Source organism: Nitrosomonas marina (assembly GCF_900111605.1).
GTDB classification, from domain to species: Bacteria; Pseudomonadota; Gammaproteobacteria; order Burkholderiales; family Nitrosomonadaceae; genus Nitrosomonas; species Nitrosomonas marina_A.
This window is the reverse complement of the sequence record NZ_FOIA01000008.1, coordinates 25,120-44,046: the sequence shown is the minus strand read 5'-3', so window position 1 is coordinate 44,046 and position 18,927 is coordinate 25,120. Positions and strand designations below refer to the sequence as shown.

The 18,927-nt window shown below is 43.4% G+C and carries 16 protein-coding genes; 11 read left to right on the top strand and 5 right to left on the bottom strand.

Annotation, left to right across the window (positions count from 1 at the left end; all coding sequences use genetic code 11):
• The first annotated feature begins 175 nt into the window (after window positions 1-175).
• Window positions 176-2,491 (top strand): penicillin-binding protein 1A, encoded by a 2,316-nt coding sequence (locus tag BMY62_RS05110; protein ID WP_090657326.1) that lies wholly within the window; start codon window positions 176-178, stop codon window positions 2,489-2,491.
• 165 nt (window positions 2,492-2,656) lie between these two features.
• Here the strand turns inward: BMY62_RS05110 and BMY62_RS05105 are convergent, their stop codons facing one another.
• Window positions 2,657-3,250: a TetR/AcrR family transcriptional regulator gene (locus BMY62_RS05105; protein WP_177170298.1), complete on the bottom strand. Its 594-nt coding sequence runs from the start codon at window positions 3,248-3,250 to the stop codon at window positions 2,657-2,659.
• Between the two features lie 209 nt (window positions 3,251-3,459).
• Between BMY62_RS05105 and BMY62_RS05100 the strand changes: the two genes are divergently transcribed.
• The 7 genes from BMY62_RS05100 (at window position 3,460) to BMY62_RS05070 (ending at window position 11,958) form a co-directional block, all read left to right on the top strand.
• Window positions 3,460-3,876, top strand: coding sequence for an RDD family protein (locus BMY62_RS05100; RefSeq protein ID WP_090657323.1), 417 nt, complete (start codon window positions 3,460-3,462; stop codon window positions 3,874-3,876).
• Between the two features lie 518 nt (window positions 3,877-4,394).
• A complete protein-coding gene (locus BMY62_RS05095; protein ID WP_090657321.1) occupies window positions 4,395-5,336 on the top strand; it encodes a GGDEF domain-containing protein in 942 nt (313 codons plus the stop codon).
• Between the two features lie 141 nt (window positions 5,337-5,477).
• Window positions 5,478-7,778, top strand: coding sequence for a DNA translocase FtsK (locus BMY62_RS05090; protein WP_090657319.1), 2,301 nt, complete (start codon window positions 5,478-5,480; stop codon window positions 7,776-7,778).
• A 73-nt stretch (window positions 7,779-7,851) separates the two neighbouring features.
• A complete protein-coding gene (lolA, locus tag BMY62_RS05085; RefSeq protein ID WP_090657316.1) occupies window positions 7,852-8,493 on the top strand; it encodes an outer membrane lipoprotein periplasmic chaperone LolA in 642 nt (213 codons plus the stop codon).
• Complete coding sequence (locus BMY62_RS05080; RefSeq protein ID WP_090657314.1) at window positions 8,471-9,817, top strand: replication-associated recombination protein A; 1,347 nt, start codon at window positions 8,471-8,473, stop codon at window positions 9,815-9,817. The genes lolA and BMY62_RS05080 overlap by 23 nt, the downstream gene beginning before the upstream one ends.
• A gap of 82 nt (window positions 9,818-9,899) precedes the next feature.
• Entirely contained in the window at window positions 9,900-11,213 is a 1,314-nt protein-coding gene (serS, locus tag BMY62_RS05075; protein ID WP_090657312.1) for a serine--tRNA ligase, read from the top strand.
• 46 nt (window positions 11,214-11,259) lie between these two features.
• The gene (locus BMY62_RS05070) at window positions 11,260-11,958 is read left to right on the top strand and encodes a DUF6781 family protein (protein ID WP_090657310.1); all 699 of its coding nucleotides are present in this window, start codon (window positions 11,260-11,262) and stop codon (window positions 11,956-11,958) included.
• A gap of 119 nt (window positions 11,959-12,077) precedes the next feature.
• Here the strand turns inward: BMY62_RS05070 and BMY62_RS05065 are convergent, their stop codons facing one another.
• Window positions 12,078-12,974, bottom strand: coding sequence for a recombination-associated protein RdgC (locus tag BMY62_RS05065; protein ID WP_090657308.1), 897 nt, complete (start codon window positions 12,972-12,974; stop codon window positions 12,078-12,080).
• A 192-nt stretch (window positions 12,975-13,166) separates the two neighbouring features.
• Between BMY62_RS05065 and BMY62_RS05060 the strand changes: the two genes are divergently transcribed.
• Window positions 13,167-13,514 (top strand): putative signal transducing protein, encoded by a 348-nt coding sequence (locus BMY62_RS05060; RefSeq protein ID WP_090657307.1) that lies wholly within the window; start codon window positions 13,167-13,169, stop codon window positions 13,512-13,514.
• Window positions 13,515-13,589: 75 nt separating this feature from the next.
• On the opposite strand, the gene BMY62_RS05055 is transcribed toward BMY62_RS05060, so the two are convergent.
• From BMY62_RS05055 to BMY62_RS05045, 3 genes are read right to left on the bottom strand one after another with little or no spacing between them, the layout of a single operon-like run.
• A complete protein-coding gene (locus BMY62_RS05055; RefSeq protein WP_256207431.1) occupies window positions 13,590-14,378 on the bottom strand; it encodes an HvfC family RiPP maturation protein in 789 nt (262 codons plus the stop codon).
• A complete protein-coding gene (locus tag BMY62_RS05050) occupies window positions 14,347-15,207 on the bottom strand; it encodes an HvfB family MNIO-type RiPP peptide maturase (RefSeq protein ID WP_090657303.1) in 861 nt (286 codons plus the stop codon). Before BMY62_RS05050 ends, BMY62_RS05055 begins: the two co-directional genes overlap by 32 nt.
• 23 nt (window positions 15,208-15,230) lie before the next feature.
• Window positions 15,231-15,584 (bottom strand): HvfA family oxazolone/thioamide-modified RiPP metallophore, encoded by a 354-nt coding sequence (locus BMY62_RS05045; RefSeq protein ID WP_177170296.1) that lies wholly within the window; start codon window positions 15,582-15,584, stop codon window positions 15,231-15,233.
• Between the two features lie 454 nt (window positions 15,585-16,038).
• Here BMY62_RS05045 and BMY62_RS05040 point away from each other — a divergent pair, with 454 nt between their 5' ends.
• Both BMY62_RS05040 and murJ read left to right on the top strand, forming a co-directional pair.
• On the top strand, window positions 16,039-16,767 hold the full coding sequence (locus BMY62_RS05040) for a hypothetical protein (protein ID WP_090657301.1): 729 nt from the start codon (window positions 16,039-16,041) through the stop codon (window positions 16,765-16,767).
• A gap of 603 nt (window positions 16,768-17,370) precedes the next feature.
• Window positions 17,371-18,927, top strand: coding sequence for a murein biosynthesis integral membrane protein MurJ (gene murJ, locus BMY62_RS05035; RefSeq protein WP_090657299.1), 1,557 nt, complete (start codon window positions 17,371-17,373; stop codon window positions 18,925-18,927).

The following is an 18,927-nucleotide window of genomic DNA, read 5'->3' as shown; positions in this document are numbered from 1 at the left end:
TCAAATTTTCCAAGAGTTAAGTTGATATCCTGAAAAATAGTTTGTTAATCCCGAATGACCTGCAATACGACTACATTCTGACAGACTCAAAAAAAATGGATTTGTGGAAAAAAGGGAGATATACCCTCCAAAACTGTTTTAACTTGACTTTGTTCACGTGCTTCGATTCATTTTCATGATTACTCGTTGGCTTTATTACTCATTCATTACTTTTTTCGCACTGGGCCTGATCAGTGTTTTGCTGCTTATTTTTGCAGCACTTGTGACTTTTTCATCGCTGCCATCGTTAAATACATTAACGGACTATCAACCCAAGATACCTTTACGGATTTATAGTGAAGAAGGTTTATTGATTGGTGAGTTTGGAACCGAACGCCGCGATCTCGTCAGGATTGATGCAGTGCCAGCCCATCTAAAACAGGCCATCCTCGCAGCAGAGGATGACCGCTTTTATGAGCACAGCGGGGTTGATTATTTAGGTGTGTTGCGAGCAGCCTATTCTAACTTTACTGCAGGAGGCGTGCGCCAGGGTGCCAGTACGATAACCATGCAGGTAGCGCGAAACTTTTTTCTGACCAGAGAAAAAACACTGACACGAAAATTCAGTGAAGCGCTGCTCGCATTTAAAATTGAGCACAGTTTAAGCAAAGATAAAATACTGGAACTGTACATCAATCAGATATACCTTGGACAGCGCAGTTACGGTTTTGCTGCAGCTGCGCAAACCTATTTTGGCAAAACGTTACAGGAAATTAATCTGGCTGAAGCAGCAATGCTGGCCGGTTTGCCAAAAGCACCTTCCAGTTTTAATCCTGTAGTCAATCCTAAACGTGCAAAAGCCAGGCAGCGTTATGTCCTGTCCCGTCTTCATAAACTCAATCACATTTCTGATCAGGAATTCAAACAACTTGAAAATCAACCTGTTCCAATCGTCAAGCAGACCAGGGAATTTGCTATGCCTGCCGACTATGTTGCAGAAATGGTCAGGCAGATCATTTATGATCGACTGAAGGAAGAAGCCTATAGCAGGGGCATCAAAGTCTATACAACCATCCGTCTTTCCGACCAGCAAGCAGCATACCAGGCGCTGCGTTCAAACGTACTCGAATATGACAGACGCAGAGGTTACCGCGGTCCAGTCGGGCATGTTGACCTTTCAAAGCATGGTACTGATCAGGAAAAAGTGCTGGAAGAGGCATTTGACGATATTGATGAAAGTGATGACATTGTTCCAGCCGTCGTATTAACCGTTAAAAAAAATGAAATTCAGGTATACAAAAAAGGTGGAGAAATCATTGCCATAAAGTCGGAAGGATTGAGCTTTGTTGAAAAGCACCTGAATGCCCAGAAATCCGCTGACAAAAAACATATCAGCCAGGGTGCGATAATCCATATCCAGCAAGACCGCAAACAAAACTGGCATGTTGTGCAATTGCCCAAAGTCGAAGCTGCACTTGTATCCATTGATCCAAACAATGGAGCAATCCGGGCGCTTATTGGCGGATTTGATTTCCATCTGAACCAGTTCAATCATGTCACACAAGCCTGGCGACAACCTGGCTCAAGCTTTAAACCATTTATTTACTCTGCTTCGCTAGAAAAAGGATTCACGGCAGCCACTATTATCAATGACGCCCCACTTTCCTTCAGCGCAGCACAGACAGGCAGCAAGTTATGGGAACCAAGAAATTTTGACGGCAAGTATAGCGGACCAATTCGCATGCGCGAGGCATTGGCCAAATCCAAGAACCTGGCATCCATCCGCATTTTGCAGGCGATTGATCTTCAATATGCTCAGGATTACATCACCCGATTTGGCTTTGAAGCGGACAAACATCCCCCCTATTTACCCATGGCTCTAGGTTCGGGTTCAGTAACACCATTACAAATCGCTGCCGGATATGCTGTATTTGCAAATGGAGGATTCCGGATTAAACCGTATTTCATCAGCCGCATAGAGGATAATCACGGCAATATACTTGAACAGACGAGAAACACAGCACCAAAAGAGACAGAACGTGTGATTGACCCTCGTAACGCATTTATTATGACCAGCATGATGCAGGATGTAATCAATTATGGCACTGCTGCCAGAGCAAAACAGCTTAAACGAACAGATCTGGCCGGAAAAACTGGCACGACCAGTAATTTTGTTGATGCGTGGTTTTGCGGCTTTCAGAAAAACCTCGCAGCTGTTACATGGATTGGCTATGATGAACCCCAGTCTCTGGGAAAAAATGAGACGGGAGGACGGACTGCACTGCCAATGTGGATACAGTACATGGAGACCGCTCTCAAAAATGAACCCGAAGCCAAGTACTCTCCGCCGAATGGAATCGTAGTTGATAAAATCAACCCGGAAACCGGGTTGAGGGTTCTTTCAAATGGCATTACAGAATATTTCTTTCGGGAACAATTACCGCCCATATCCACGGAACAATTCTATGAGCCCGAGTATGTGCCACAAAACCTGAAAGATCAGTTATTTTAATCTACACAGAATCTGTAATGCTTGTAGTGCACTCGAATGGGTATCCCAAATAAAAAGCTGTCCAGTCTCCTCAATTCAATTCAATTCATTATTGAAGTTGCTGCTAATGGCCTAAGTCAGCACACACTAATTTACCTTACACAGTTGATAGCGTACAGAATATATTCAGTCGAGAGCTGCCAATGTGACATCTACAATATCTTCGAGCTGATCGGTTTCCGCCTTGGCATAAATCATTGTCCTGATACCTGCTATGCTGCTCATTAAAAAGCAGGCCAGCGCTGATGGCGTTTTATCTGTAGTAATCACACCTTCTGTTTGTCCTTTCTTTATGGCGACTTGTAGCAACTGATTAAATTGCTCAATCATATTCGATATCAGCTTTGAGATACTGACATCACGATCCACAAACTCATAAATAGTATTGACAACGAAACAACCTTTATATCGATCTTCATTATGACTGGCAGCAGCGACCAAATCATGCAAATACGATTCAATAAAATCGCGGCCCGTAGTTGATTGCTGCAATTTTTTCTCAATTTGAGCCAACTGTGAATCACAATATCTGCAAAGACAACGCTCAAACAATTGCTGTTTACTACCGAACATGTGATAAAAACTGCTCTTGGAAATCTTTGCAGCATTCAGAATATCGTCCAGGGAAGTAGCATCGAAACCATTCTTCCAGAAAAGCAGCATTGATGTCTCAAGCATTTCTTCCGGATCATATCCCAGCGGTCTTCCTTTCTTGGGCATGTTATTCTGCTGTTTATTTATTAACTTTTTACTTGTTTCCATACTGACTATAATTAAAAAAAGCATTATTCAGATAAGCCATCATTTCCAGGCAACTGATACATGCCTGGAAATGATTAACCTTAATACAATCTTGATGAGCTAATGCCTGGCTGCGTTATAATCACCTGTTAAAATGTTCAATACAACTCAAGCAAAACCACCAAATTATGAAATTTTCTTACCCTGGTTTCTGGCGGCGGTTAATTAGCCTGTTTTATGAGTTTCTAATTTTGCTGGCAGTTATTTTTATTGCCAGTTTTATTTTTCACCTTATTTTTCGTGATGCAAATGCCAATTACTTTATTCCGTTATATCAATTCTATTTACTGATAATCATGGGCTATTATTTCATTTGGTTTTGGACGCATGGTGGACAGACTTTGGCGATGCAAACCTGGAAAATACGCGTTGTAACTGTGAATGGTGCCAGCTTGGATAAACGAACAGCGATTACCCGGTACTTGCTCGCGGTAATCGGTGTATTGTTATTTGGTGCTGGAATGTTCTGGGCTCTCGTTGACCGGGATCACCAGTATCTCCATGACAGACTGGCAGGCACCCGCCTTATCAATGTCTTAAGCTGAATTCCAAACAATTTTTCGCGTATACACTGCATGATTTCTAGCCATATTCAAGAGAATAGATACCAGAGCAAAATATCCTCAACTCAAAAGCAACAAGGCTGTTATTATCCATTCTGGTTATGAATATTACGCGTATTCACTCCAGCTTTATTGTGACCTTCTCCATATTTGTTGGTTGCGACCGAAAAAATTCATTGCAATTTTTTGCAGTTTATAAGCAATTTAATGCAGAATGGCCACTACTCTTTGATGAAAGTCACTCATCACTTTTCTGATTCCCCCTTCATTTTTCACTTCTAAAAAAACAAACAACCAAAATACTTGTCTTATTTATACTGAGGTAATTAATTCTGGATATTATAGTATAACAAGAAACGGGGTATATTAAGGTTGATATGTTAGAATTGACCTATTGTTTAAGTGAAGTGTGAAGTGAAATTCCAATTAATAAAGTCTAAATTATGACGTAGAAGTAGTTTGTAATTGATGTCACAACATTCTGATGAGAGGATGGCCATATGCGTTCACTAATTTTTCCTAAAATTAACCGTTTAAAATTGCCTGAAAATCAATATGCCAATCATATCTATTGGTTGTTTCTTTTCCTATCCTCGATCAGCATTTTTTTATTTGATCTGCTAACACCTCTTGGTGTGGCTGCCGGCACTCCTTATGCACTGATCGTGTTCGCAAGCATATGGCTTAAAGATAACTGGAGCACCTACGTTACAACTGTCACAGGCTTCTTTCTCACTCTGACAGGAGTTTTTCTCTCGCCTTATATTGTCGCACCTATGGATGTCGTTGTAACAAATCGATTGCTGGCATTACTGATCATAACCATTACTGCTTATATGGTGCTTAAAATCAAAAGAATCAATTATGAACTCGACATGCTCGTGATAGACACCAATGTCGACCCTCTGACTCAATGCAAAAACAGCCGCGCTTTTAAAGAAGAAACCAAAACAGAAATAAAACGAAGCAAGCGATACAAACGGAATTTATCGCTGGCGATTTTTGATATATCTGATTCAAGTAGTACCACAAATACAACTGAAAACTCGGCTATTCACATTGACAATCAGTATATCAAGACACTTGCCGACGAAATCAGAAAATCCATCCGGAGTTCCGATCAATTATATCGAATTGATCTGAATCGATTTGCAGTCGTATATGTAGAAACGGATATCAGTAAAGCCAAAGATGCAACAGAAGCGCTGTGCAAAAGATTTTATCAATTAAACCAGAATGATACAGAACATGATTTGTCTGTTAACGTAGGCATTACTATGTTAAATGATAAGGATCATATCTGGAAATTGTACAATCGCGCCGAAGATGCGTTAGCCAAAGCAAAACAAAATGGTAAAAACCATGTAGCGACATTACCGGAAACATACCGGTCGGACAAATCTCACATCCCTGCTATTTTGTGCCGGCCCAGATCAGGTTGATTCTCTGCAAATCATGGCATTGGAGGTAAAAAGTCCCTCAATGAATACAGCCTGATCCAGGCAATCAACGTTTTTGTACAATTTTCTTATATAATTCCAGACTCATCAGATTATATAAAGCTTTATTGCTTTGAAATATCCATGAGTTTGATCAATAAATCAATGGCCAGCAAATCAACCGGCCGCACTCTTCCGCCGCGCGTATCCCGATTGCTGCGCGAGTCCGGCTGGCTGGTGCTTGTAGGTGGCGCACTCTATCTCATTCTAATCTTTTACAGCTATGATCGCGGAGACCCGGGATGGACACACAGCGGCGACAACGATCATATTAAAAATGCTGGCGGACATATTGGCGCTTGGCTGTCAGATTTTTTACTCTACCTTTTTGGCGCATCGGCATGGTGGTGGGTCGCATTCTGTCTTGCTGCCGTTTCCTGGAGCTACCGTCGTATTGATGTTGCCGGCATATTTGACCGCCATTCAATTTTCCTGTCAATCAGTGGCTTTTTATTATTGCTGGTCGCAAGCAGCGGACTAGAGTCACTGCGTTTTCATTCTGTGGATATTAACCTGCCTTATGGGTCCGGCGGTATCTCTGGGGAAGCTATCAATTATTATCTATCACAGTTACTTGGATTTACCGGCGCAACCATGACACTTTTAATACTTATTGCGATAGGTTTTAGCCAATTCACCGGGCTATCGTGGGTGCGCTTTGTCGAAAAAATTGGCGAAATCATTGAAAACAGCATTTTCTGGCTTCAGGAACAATGGTACAGCAGACGCACTCAACAAACACAGTGGATTAACGCCGAATATGAACCCGTTAAACTATCTGCAACGGAAAAAAAACCTGCGCTCGACACGCGTTCAATTCACATTGAGCTACCGGCAACTACTATAGAAAAATCAGAGCGTGCGATAAAAGAAAAGCAGAAATCTTTGTTTCCCAGCTTATCGGAATCGACCTTACCCCCACTGCATTTACTGGATGAGCCTGACAAGAATGTCGAGGTGTTGTCCAAAGATGTTCTTGAATCAACATCGCGGTTGATCGAGAATAAATTGAAAGAATTTGGTGTTATAGTCAAAGTTGTTTCTGCCTACCCCGGTCCCGTCATCACCCGGTATGAAATCGAGCCAGCAGTAGGTGTTAAAGGTAATCAGATTATTAACTTGATCAAAGATCTGGCACGTGCGCTGTCGGTTGTTCGCATACGTGTTGTTGAAACCATTCCGGGAAAAACCACGATGGGACTGGAAATTCCCAATCCCAAGCGACAGGTTGTACGACTAATTGAAATTCTCAGTTCGCAACCGTATGCGGATACGGCCTCACCATTGACGATCGCACTTGGAAAAGATATCAGCGGGCGACCAGTTGTCTCCGATCTGGCAAAAATGCCGCATGCACTGGTGGCGGGAACGACAGGATCGGGTAAATCAGTAGCTATAAACGCCATTATTTTAAGCCTGGTCTATAAAAGCACACCCGAACAAATTCGTCTGATACTGGTCGATCCGAAAATGCTGGAATTGTCGGTATATGAAGGTATACCCCATTTACTTACACCGGTTGTGACGGATATGGGCGAAGCGGCAAACGCCCTGCGGTGGTCCGTATCGGAAATGGAGCGTCGCTATAAATTGATGTCGTCTCTGGGTGTGCGCAATCTGAACGGCTACAACCATAAAATACGTGAAGCCGCCAAAAAAGAAGAGCCTATCATGAATCCGCTGGCTTCAGAGGAGGCACCGGAACAGCTTGGGGAACTGCCATTGATAGTCGTGGTAATTGACGAATTAGCCGATTTAATGATGGTTGCAGGAAAAAAAGTCGAGCACCTGATCGCCAGATTGGCGCAGAAAGCACGAGCAGCAGGTATTCATTTGCTGTTGGCCACTCAGCGTCCTTCCGTCGACGTCATAACCGGTCTGATTAAAGCAAATATTCCAACCCGAGTAGCTTTCCAGGTGTCAAGCAAAATAGATTCCAGAACCATTCTCGACCAAATGGGCGCAGAAACGCTGCTTGGCCAGGGTGATATGCTGTATTTGCCACCAGGCAGCGGTTATCCCCAGCGCGTCCATGGTGCTTATGTTGCAGATCATGAAGTCCACAAGGTTGTCGATTACCTTAAAGAGCATGGCGAACCCTGTTATGTCGAAGAAATTCTGCATACAACAGAGGAAGATAATACGGGAAATGTTGCAGACGATTCAAAAAGGCAGGCTGGTGGAGAGCAGGACCCACTCTACGATGAAGCCGTTCAGATTGTAGTCAAGACTCGTCGAGCTTCTATTTCTCTGGTACAAAGAAACTTGCGAATTGGCTATAATCGGGCAGCTCGCCTGATCGAGGAAATGGAGCGCGCCGGCCTGGTATCTGCCATGCAAAGTAACGGCAACCGCGAGGTTCTCGTACCTGCACGCAATGAGTAGCCTCGATTAAATCATTTATCGCACTACGATTGCAATAATCACTGCGTGAATAGCCACGGATTATCAACAAGTTATGTATCAAACAACCAATCTTAAATACTCACAATGGATTTTTTCTCTAGTTCTGCTGATCTGGTCACCCGGCGAAGTTGTCGCCGCTGCAGTTGATCAATTGAGAACCTTTATTCGAGAAACGCAAACTGTAAGCGCCCATTTCTCACAAACATTGCTGGATAAAAACGCCCGTAACGTTCAGAAATCCAGCGGAACGCTTGAATTTGAACGGCCTGACAAATTTCGCTGGATCTATCAGACACCTTACGAACAATCTATCGTCGGTGACGGCAGAAAGGTTTGGTTTTACGATCATGATTTAAACCAGGTTACGGTCCGAGAGTTCAATATTGCCATTGGTAGCAGTCCGGCTGCGCTCCTGGCTGGCAACAGCGCAATTGAAGATAATTTTGAATTAATCGATCTCGGTATTCAGGATGAAATTGAATGGATGGAAGCAATTCCTAAAAACAGGGACAGCGCTTTCGAATTTATTCAATTGGGCTTTTCTCAAGATGGCGTTTTGCAGTATATGGCATTAAGAGACAATTTCGGACAGACCACTTATCTGACATTTTCAGAACTGATTAAAAACCCCGTGCTGCCCGACAATCATTTTGAATTTGCGCCACCGGACGATGCCGATGTCATCAGTGAATAATTTTCTGGATTTACATTCACCCGCTGCTCCGCTCGCGGAGCAGCTACGCCCCCAGGCCATTGACGATATAATCGGACAACAGCATTTACTTGGTGAAGGCAAACCGTTACGCATCGCAATTGAATCCGGCAAACCGCATTCAATGATTTTATGGGGCCCGCCAGGTACCGGAAAAACAACACTGGCGCGATTAATGTCTCGTGTATTTAATGCGGAATTTATAGCGCTATCAGCTGTATTATCAGGCATCAAGGATATTCGCAACGCCATTGAAAAGGCACAGGCTGTTTTGCAGCGAAATGGACGGCATACAATTCTTTTTGTCGACGAGGTACATCGTTTCAATAAATCCCAGCAGGATGCCTTTCTGCCACATGTCGAACAGGGGCTGTTTACATTTATCGGCGCAACTACGGAAAACCCATCATTTGAAGTGAACAATGCGCTGCTATCGCGCGCGCAGGTTTATACATTATCAGCCCTGACCGATGACGACATGTCGCTAATATTTAACCGGGCGCTAAATTCAATGTCATTTCGGCAAACGTTTACTAATGAAGCGCGTCAGTTAATTATCGCTTATGCAGACGGCGATGCAAGACGTATGTTAAATATGCTGGAACATATGATTATTGCTTGCGAAAACAGTAAAACCGATGAAATCGATATATCAGCGGTACAAAATGCACTATCCCGCAGCTCGCGCCGATTTGATAAAAGTGGCGACGCATTTTACGATCAAATCTCTGCGCTGCATAAATCGGTACGCGGATCATCACCGGACGCAGCGATTTACTGGTTATGCCGCATGCTGGATGGCGGTGCCGATCCTTTGTATATCGGACGGCGTCTAATACGCATGGCCACCGAAGACATTGGCATGGCAGACCCTCGCAGCATACAAGTGACTATCAATGCTTGCGAAACCTATGAACGACTTGGCAGTCCTGAAGGTGAACTGGCGCTGGCACAGGCCGTACTATATTTATCCTGTGCACCCAAAAGTAATGCAGCATACCTAGCCTATAAAAAAGCACGGGCCTATGTTGCTAAAGACAAATCCAGACCGGTGCCAATGCATTTACGTAATGCCCCCACGCAGTTGATGAAGGAAATGGGGTACGGAGATAAATACCGGTACGTGCATGACTATCCTGAAGCTTACGTAGCCGGTGAAAGTTACTTTCCTGAAGAAATGCCAGATATACAATTTTATCAACCAACAGGCAACGGGCTGGAAAACAAGATACAGGAAAAACTGAATTATTTGCACAATCTGGATCAAAAGGCCAAAGAACGCAAGTCTTTTGGAAAAAAAAGTTAGGCGATTTCCGATATAACAGCAGACTACGCATAAATTTCAGACAAAAACATAATCGCTCAATTACCTGTCACCCGGAGTTTCCATGCTAGATATCCAATTATTACGCACTAATCTCAATTACGTTATCGAAAAACTAAGCAGTAGAAATTTCTCCTTTCCGGTTGATCGATTTAATCAACTGGAGGCTGAACGAAAAAAAATTCAGACTCATACTCAAGAATTACAGGCCAAACGTAATACAATATCAAAACAGGTCGGTCTGGCCAAGAGTAAAGGCGAGGACACCACTGCAATTCTTGCCCAAGTTTCAAATCTAGGGGATGCCTTGAAACAATCCGTTACCCAATTGGAACAGATTCAAACCGAATTGCAAAAGATTTTGTTCGATGTACCCAACCTGCCACATGACAGCGTTCCGAAAGGTGATGGAGAGACCGACAATCAGGAAATTCGCCGCTGGGGTGCCATTCCATCGTTTGACTTTGAGATAAGGGACCATGTCAGCATTGGAGAAGGGCTGAAATTGCTTGATTTTGAGACGGCCACGAAACTGAGCGGCGCACGTTTTAGCATAATGAAAGGAAATCTTGCTCGATTACATCGCGCTTTGGCGCAATTTATGCTGGATACGCATATACAGGAACACGGTTATATCGAAACCTATGCTCCTTATCTGGTCAATCATGACAGTCTGCATGGCACTGGCCAGCTGCCAAAATTCGAGGAGGATTTATTCGCAGTCAAGGCCGGTGGAAACGCCGTTGAAAATGAGCATTCACCCGGACTGTATCTGATACCCACTGCCGAAGTTTCACTGACCAACATCGTGCGCGACGAGATCGTACCGTTGCAGTCTTTACCACTAAAATTCGTCGCACATACGCCTTGCTTTCGTTCGGAAGCCGGCAGTTATGGCAGAGACACTCGCGGTTTAATTCGCCAACACCAGTTTGACAAAGTTGAGCTGGTACATATTGTTCATCCCGAATCATCCTACGCTGCGATAGAGGAACTTGTTGGGCATGCTGAAACCATTCTGCAGAAACTGGAATTGCCATATCGAGTTGTTGCGCTGTGTACAGCCGACATGGGTTTCTCAGCAGCAAAAACTTATGATATTGAAGTGTGGCTGCCCGCACAAAAAACCTACCGGGAAATCTCTTCCTGCAGCAATTGTGAATCATTCCAGGCCAGACGCATGCAAGCGCGCTTTCGCAACGAAAATGGAAAAACATCGCTCTTACATACCCTGAACGGCTCTGGCCTGGCCGTCGGCAGAACGCTGGTCGCTATTTTAGAGAACTATCAGAACGCTGATGGTAGCGTTACTATTCCTGAAATGCTGCGTCCCTATATGAATGGTCTTGACCAATTGTGTACTGCGGGAGGACAATGAAAATAATTGAAACTTTAATTAATTTTATGTTGACAGGAAAGTGACTATGCAAACAGATAACGGCGAAATGCATCAAAACAACACGACAGATATTGACGATGATTTGAGCAAATTGGAACGGGATATTCATGACGCGCTTGTAGAGGGTGTCAATGTCCAGGAGACTGTACATCGCTTAACACTGAAGGCTATGAAAGCTGACCGGCTGGATATCGACTCTATCCGACGTATAGTCACTGCAGTGACTAATGGCATTCATGAAGGCGCTCAGCAAAAATTCCTTGCGGCGAATAATCAGACTCAAACCGCAAAATCTCAGATTACTGCCGCTATTTCCGGGTTGGATTCGGCGCTTGCAAGATTGGCAGAAGCATCCAAACTAGCAGTGCTCGAAGCAGCTGACCGTGCACAAAAATTTTCCGAAAAGGAACTGGTCCATACGCGTTCCGATCTGGAAAGCCTGGAAAGCCTGTTTTTGGACACGTTACAAAACACAGCTTCAGCGGCCAAAGGAACAATCTCAGATATACTGCAAGACATCACCAAACATGCCAAAAACAACGGTACTATTGTCGGCGAACAGTTGAAAGAAACTCTCGCCACCTTTGCCCAACAGGCCGCCTCAGTCGGACATGCGCAAATAGAAGCCGGAGCGCAGCTTACGCAAACAACAGCCGGCTTTATTCATAAAATTGCTACCGGTGTTCTGTCAGGTATCAAGGATCATTCGAAACACAAGCATTAGCATTCGTTAATATTGGTCGTCTAAGCTATAACTCTACAGCCAGCTTTCCAGAATAACCGGCAAGGCAGGTTGGCGGACAGACTGTTCATAAAAAACAGGTCTTTTGTGCTTTATCACTGTTAACCTGCCCGGTTCTCGCCGCCCAGTGCATGTATAAGGTCAGGCAAGAACCGGCTTAACTCACCTGTCATCAGTGCAAAATCACTGTCAAAAAGATCATCCGAGTCTGTCGCCTCCGATGACTCTGTAATAATATCAAGCGGTTCGATACGCCTGATCTGAAAATTGTCGTGAAGTACAAAAGAAATCCTGTCTCTCCAGCTCAAGGCTAAACGAATTACCCGTTTACCCGCCGTGATATGTCTGATTGTCTCGTCCATATCCAACACATGATGCGTATATCGAATTTTTGATTTTTCACTGTCCACGCCCTGTAGCTCACATTCGCGATCAATTGTAAAAACTGCTGGCGGCTCATCTCCCGACAGCCAGCGGGTCATCAGTGTTGAAGGGGAAATATTTGTTGCAAGTGGTGTCAATCGAATACCTGTCACTGTTTTTAATAACAGATCAACAAGTTCTTCAGCTCTTTTCAGATTGGCAACGTCAATCACCAGCAGTTCCTCGTTCAAATCAATCCAGGCATATGTTATTTGACGCTGAATAAATGCACGGGGCATCAACTCGATCAATACGGCCTCTTTAATGTCTTTTATCTGACGCTTGCCCGCTTTATGGCCCTGATGCTGTTCCATCACTGCTATTCGCTCTTCAGCATATTGATTGATAACTGCACTTGGCAACAATTTTTTTTCGATGCCCAACGCTATCAGCAAATGCTGATTACAGGTATGGACAAACTGATCTGTTCCATCTTTTGGGTGCATCCATCCCCGGCTTTGCATTTCCATTTGCAGGCAATCTTGCAGAACTGACTTCCCTAATGCCTCATTCAGTTGCTGGGGATCAATTTTTCCATCTGTTATACGGTAAATCAGTAAATTTTTAAACCACATGCTTTGTATCGATCAATAAAGAAAAAATAACATTACGAATAGCATACAACCGCTTACTACACATTCGAACAACATTTAAAATAATCTCCGGTTTGTTGAAAACCAACCAAGCTATAATAAGATTTCCATGAATCAGCCTGTTGATGATTATTACCTGCTGCATACCTGGCAATTATCAGAAAAAAAGACAACATGAAAAAAATTTACTCAGCAAATAGCATTATGGAAGCTCAAATTGTACTGGATATGCTAGAGCATGCTCTTATCCCAGCTCAATTGTTTAACCAACATGCGCAAGGCGGTACAGGTGATATACCGTTTACACATGCTTATCCAGAGGTTTGGGTGGTACGAGACGCGGATTATGAACGGGGTCGTAAAATTATTCAACATTATGAGTCGATTCCGCAATCCGAAACAACCATCCAATGTTCCACATGCGGTGAAGAAAATCCCTCTAATTTCCAGTTATGCTGGCATTGCGGCTGCGGACTCGAAACCGCCGGATCCCATATATCTAATAAAAATCCACAGAAATAGTCATGACAAAATTGTCACATTAAATTCAGTGCGCCTTACAACGAATACATTCACAGACCGTGTGGTTGAAGCGTATCAGTGACGCACACCTAATAAAATGCCCCGATTCAAAAAATCCAGCATGATTTCTTGGCCATGCTGGACAACAAGGTCAGGTTTTGGATGTTGCAGATCTGCAGCAATTCGTGCCAGAACTGCCTGGCCGTTGTCGCATTCATTGTCAATCATCAGTTTGAGCAAGCGTGCCGTAACCGGATTGGCCTCAATGAAATGAATTTCATCGTCTATGTCACGGTATACAATCAGGTTTGTTGCCAGTTCATCTGGGGTCTGGGGTTGAAATTCTGGACTGATTTTATGTACCGGAAACTGATAACTCAGTAACCATACGAGGGGAGAAACTACCGGAATTCCGGACAGTACATTGCCTTGCGCGTCGAATTGTTTCGGATCTGTTTTCTCCTCAAGTGTCGATAACGCAAGCTCGACCCACTCATAATGCGCGAGCTCCAGCATAAAGGGTGGATCTTCCGCGTTAAAACTGCGCTCGTTCTGTAAATATTTCAGGAACTCACGCGGCATTTCAGGGAAAAGGGGTGTATGAGACTTATGGTTTGCGAAATAGTCGCGGATTATAGCGTGCCAGTGTTCATCTCGCAGAATACTTCGCAAAACCGGATACGTATTGGCCATAAATGCTTCGACATTGTTATAGAACAGGTCGCAATAAATTTTCATGCGCCGTTCCTCTATATCATGTGGACGTGTATGACCACCGGGATCCCGAATATATGCAGCAAAATCAAATTGCTGCTGCATGAACACAGATCGTTCAGGCATGCCGGTTATAATCGATTTCGGCACGATGTTGCCAGCGGGACTGTAGCGCTCGAATATGGTCCACTTCGCAAACCAGCTCATGCAAAGCGGGGATATTAAAATCCCTTTCCAGCAACGTTGGTATGACTCCAAATTGTTGATACGCTTTTTCAAGTAACGACCAGACCGGCTCAATAACATCAGCCCCATGCGTGTCTACAATCAGGTCCTCTGCTTCATTGTAATGGCCTGCTATATGGATATAACGAGTTCGTTCGGCAGATATCTGCCTTAAAAATTCCTCTGCTTTGTAACAGTGGTTGACACTGTTGACATAGATATTGTTGATATCGAGCAGAAGGTCACAGTCAGCTTCTTCAAGAACTGCATTCAGAAAATCTATCTCCGCCATTTGCTGTCCCGGTGCCGCATAATACGATACATTTTCTATTGCTATACGCTGTTCCAGAAAATCTTGAACCCGTTTTATTCGTTTTGCAACGTAATGGACCGCCTCTGTTGTGAATGGAATTGGCATCAAATCGTAAAGATGGCCGTCATCACTGCAATAACTCAGGTGTTCACTGTAGCAACGTATTTGATGTTCTTTCAAAAAGCCTTTGAGCCGCCACAAGAATGCTTCATCAAGCGGCGAAGGACCACCTAGCGACAGCGATAAACCATGACATATAAACGGATATTGTTCTGTAAGCGTGTGCAGCTTCTTACCATAGTAACCGCCAACACCTATCCAGTTTTCTGGAGCAATTTCCCAGAAATCAACCGGACATGCAGCTTGGTCTGTCAGCGAACGCATCATCGTACGCCGCAGACCAAGTCCCGCACCATGAACAGGATACTCTAGTGTGCTCATGAAAAAAAATACCTGGGCACAGGCTATTTACTACTACCACACTTGCCTTCGCCGCACTTACCTTCTTCTTCGGCTTTCTTGCCGCCGCAATTACCTTCCATATTTTTTTTCATATCATCGCCGCATTTGCCTTCGCCACATTTCCCCTCTTCTTTGGCTTTCTTGCCGCCACAATTGCCTTCGCCATATTTGTCTTTTTTCTCTGATTTATCTCCGCCGCCGCCATAGGCAAGCTGCATATAGCCGCCGGATAATTCGTTCATGACGAATGGGTTATCAGCAGAAGAAACCTCAGATGAGACATTACCTGCGGCCAGGGTAGCAACAAAAGCCGTACCAACAGCCAGGGAAACAGGTTTTAATGATTTCTTGGACATTATTTTCTCCATATAGCATTTGAAAAATGGCTGAATCATTCACCAAGAAGTAATTACAACACCGTGTAATCAATTATTGATTGATGTTCACCCGGTTACGGTTATTTTATTACATGTGCCAACTAATGCATGTAAAGTCCTGAAGAACACTGACTATATAAATAACCACTATACGTATAGTATCTTTTTTTTAAAATAACAACATTACACATTCTTGCTTTTTTTGCAAGCTGCTCTCTGATACACTCAGCCCTGCAAAGACACTGCTGAAAATGTCTGTATTTTGCCAAACGCAAAAGAGAGAAATAACACGCTTTTCGCAAATACACGCAGTGAATCTAATCAGTAAATAGCGGAGTAATACATAATATTACATGCTATTACAGAAAAAATACCCATGTTATGAATATAATAACCAACGCAATAATTTGATGCCAGATTTGAGGAGCAATGAATGTTTGACAAACGCAACCAGCTAATTTTTTATGCCAATATCCTGATTATACTATTTGGAATCACAGTAATCCTGATGAGTGATTTCATGATAATAGGTTTATTGTTTATAATCAGTGCTGCTTTATTAATTTACGAACAATTGCAGCAAAACAAAGGTGCCTTCAGTATTTCAGGACTGGAAAAGATCCTGACGGTTAAAGACACGTGCGGTAACAAAGCTGAGTTGGTGCAAAAACAAAAAACCACGCCCTGCCATGTCGACAATACTGTCTTCTGGTTTAAGAATATTAGTCCGACAGGGACAATCAGCGGATTCCGCATTAATAACCAGTCACCCATCGAACAAACAAAAGATACAAATAACAATTACCAGGTCAGCATGGCATTACCTGTAAATCCGAAATCAACAAATGGGCTGGATACAACGTTGTCGTACACATGTACGGGTGCATACAGTCAGACTAACTGCTCACTCTCCCATGTCGTGGGGGATGAAACCGATCATCTCAAACTTATCGTTGAACTGCCCAAAGGGCGCCCCATTTCTTCTGCCCAAGCATACTGTTTATACAATGGCAATAAAGAAGCGTTGTTACCACCTGTAGTCACTGGCGAAACCCGGATAGAAACAGAAATTAAAGAACCCAGGCTTGGCGCAGAATACCTTCTGGAATGGACATGGCCTGAAGCTAACATTATTAGGAAAATTGGCTGCTATCTGAGCTGACGGTATCATCTGAAGGGAAATCGCAACAAATGCAATTTCCCTTAGCGAATTCAGACACTTGTTATATATCTGTTTGCCAACTACAATTCACACTGACAATCGATTTCAACCGGTGTTTAAGCTAAGAAGCGCCCGTACCGGATTAGAAGACTAGCTCGCTGGAACTGATTAAATGTTTATGCAAGTTATTACGGCATGCAAAGTTTCTTCTGATTCGTACCCAGCCATATTCACAAAATTCTTCATGATGAGTCATGACATATCAGCAACACACAATAAAGGACCTATCAGTTGTCGCCGTAAAATCAACAATCCCGTACCTGCACCTGGTTGATTCTGCATCAACTATCTTCAGTGTTAATAAATACTGATAACTGTGCCGAGCAAACTGATTCGAAACTAAGATTCATTCAGCTTTCCTGTTTCCAGCAGCAATACCTGCTGTAAGGTAAAAATAGCATGAAATTTTTAACAAAAATAGTAAATTTTAATTATGAAGCTGTATCAAGTTCATCGTTGTATTAGTTTTATCGATTGAATAATGAGATCGCTTAAAATCAGAGCAAATTTTGGTACAACTTTTACAGTAGTTAATTACTTACCTTGAATTTATTGCGTGCTCTGGCTGCTGTCAGCAGTATGACCCTTATCTCCAGGATTCTTGGCTTTATACGTGATGTTATTATTGCGCGTATTTTTGGAGCAGGAATGGCTGCAGATGCATTTTTTGTAGCATTTCGCATTCCAAATCTTCTAAGGCGTTTATTTGCTGAAGGCGCCTTTTCTCAGGCATTCGTTCCAATATTGGCGGAATATAAAAACAAACGTACAAGCGAAGAGACTCGCTTGCTGATTGATCATGTTGCAACACTGCTGGCTCTGGCACTTTTCATTGTTACGCTGATTGGCGTGATGGGCGCACCTATGATCATCTATGCCAGCGCACCCGGCTTTGCCGCCAATACCGAAAAATTCAATTTAACCGTTGAGTTACTGCGAATTACATTTCCATATATTCTGTTTATTTCTCTGGTTTCGCTTGCAGGTGGCATTCTTAATACCTATGGAAAATTTTATGTGCCAGCACTGACACCGGCATTATTGAATCTTTCTTTTATTGTAAGCGCACTTTGGCTAACCCCTTACTTCGACCCTCCCGTGCTGGCACTGGCATGGGCTGTATTCATAGGTGGAGCGTTACAGTTGTGTTTCCAGATTCCATATTTGACGCGTCTAAAGCTAATGCCACGAATTCGGCTTAAAACAAATGATACTGGAACCTGGCGTATTCTGAAATTAATGGGGCCAGCTGTATTTGGGGTATCAGTTGGGCAAATCAGTATGCTGATTAATACGATATTTGCGTCATTACTCATAACTGGCAGCGTTTCATGGCTTTACTATGCTGATCGACTGATGGAATTCCCGGCCGGCCTCTTGGGTGTTGCACTCGGGACGATATTATTGCCATCGCTTGCAAAACATTACAGCAGTAACAGCACAGAAGCATATTCCAAATTATTAGACTGGGGATTGCGCCTGACAGTATTGCTGACATTACCAGCTGCACTAGCACTAGCGTTGTTATCGACACCGCTGATCACAACACTGTTTCACTATGGCGCTTTTACCGATAATGATGTTTTCATGACCCGGGATGCTCTTGTGGCTTACAGTTTGGGTTTGATTGGTCTTATTCTGGTCAAAGTACTGGCACCCGGATTTTACGCACGACAAAATATCAAAACTCCGGTTAAAATTGCAGTCATCACCTTGATTGCAACCCAATTAATGAATCTTGCTTTTATTATTCCACTCAAACATGCTGGACTCGCGCTGGCGATTGGGCTTGGTGCTTGCCTTAATGCCGGTTTATTGTATTACAACCTGCGCATTCAAAAGATTTATCAGCCACAACCCGGGTGGGCCATTTTTCTGGTCAGGGTAGCTACCGCCCTGCTAGTCATGAGCGTCGCACTGTGGTTCACTTCTGGAACGGATGCGTCGTGGCTTGCTGATACTGCGATCACGCGTGCAGGTCGTCTTGCAATAATTATCCTAACAGGTGCATGCAGCTATTTTGTGGCCCTATGGTTACTGGGACTCAGACTAAGAGACTTTTCCAAGAACCAGTTTGAAGATACACCTGAAAAAACCTGA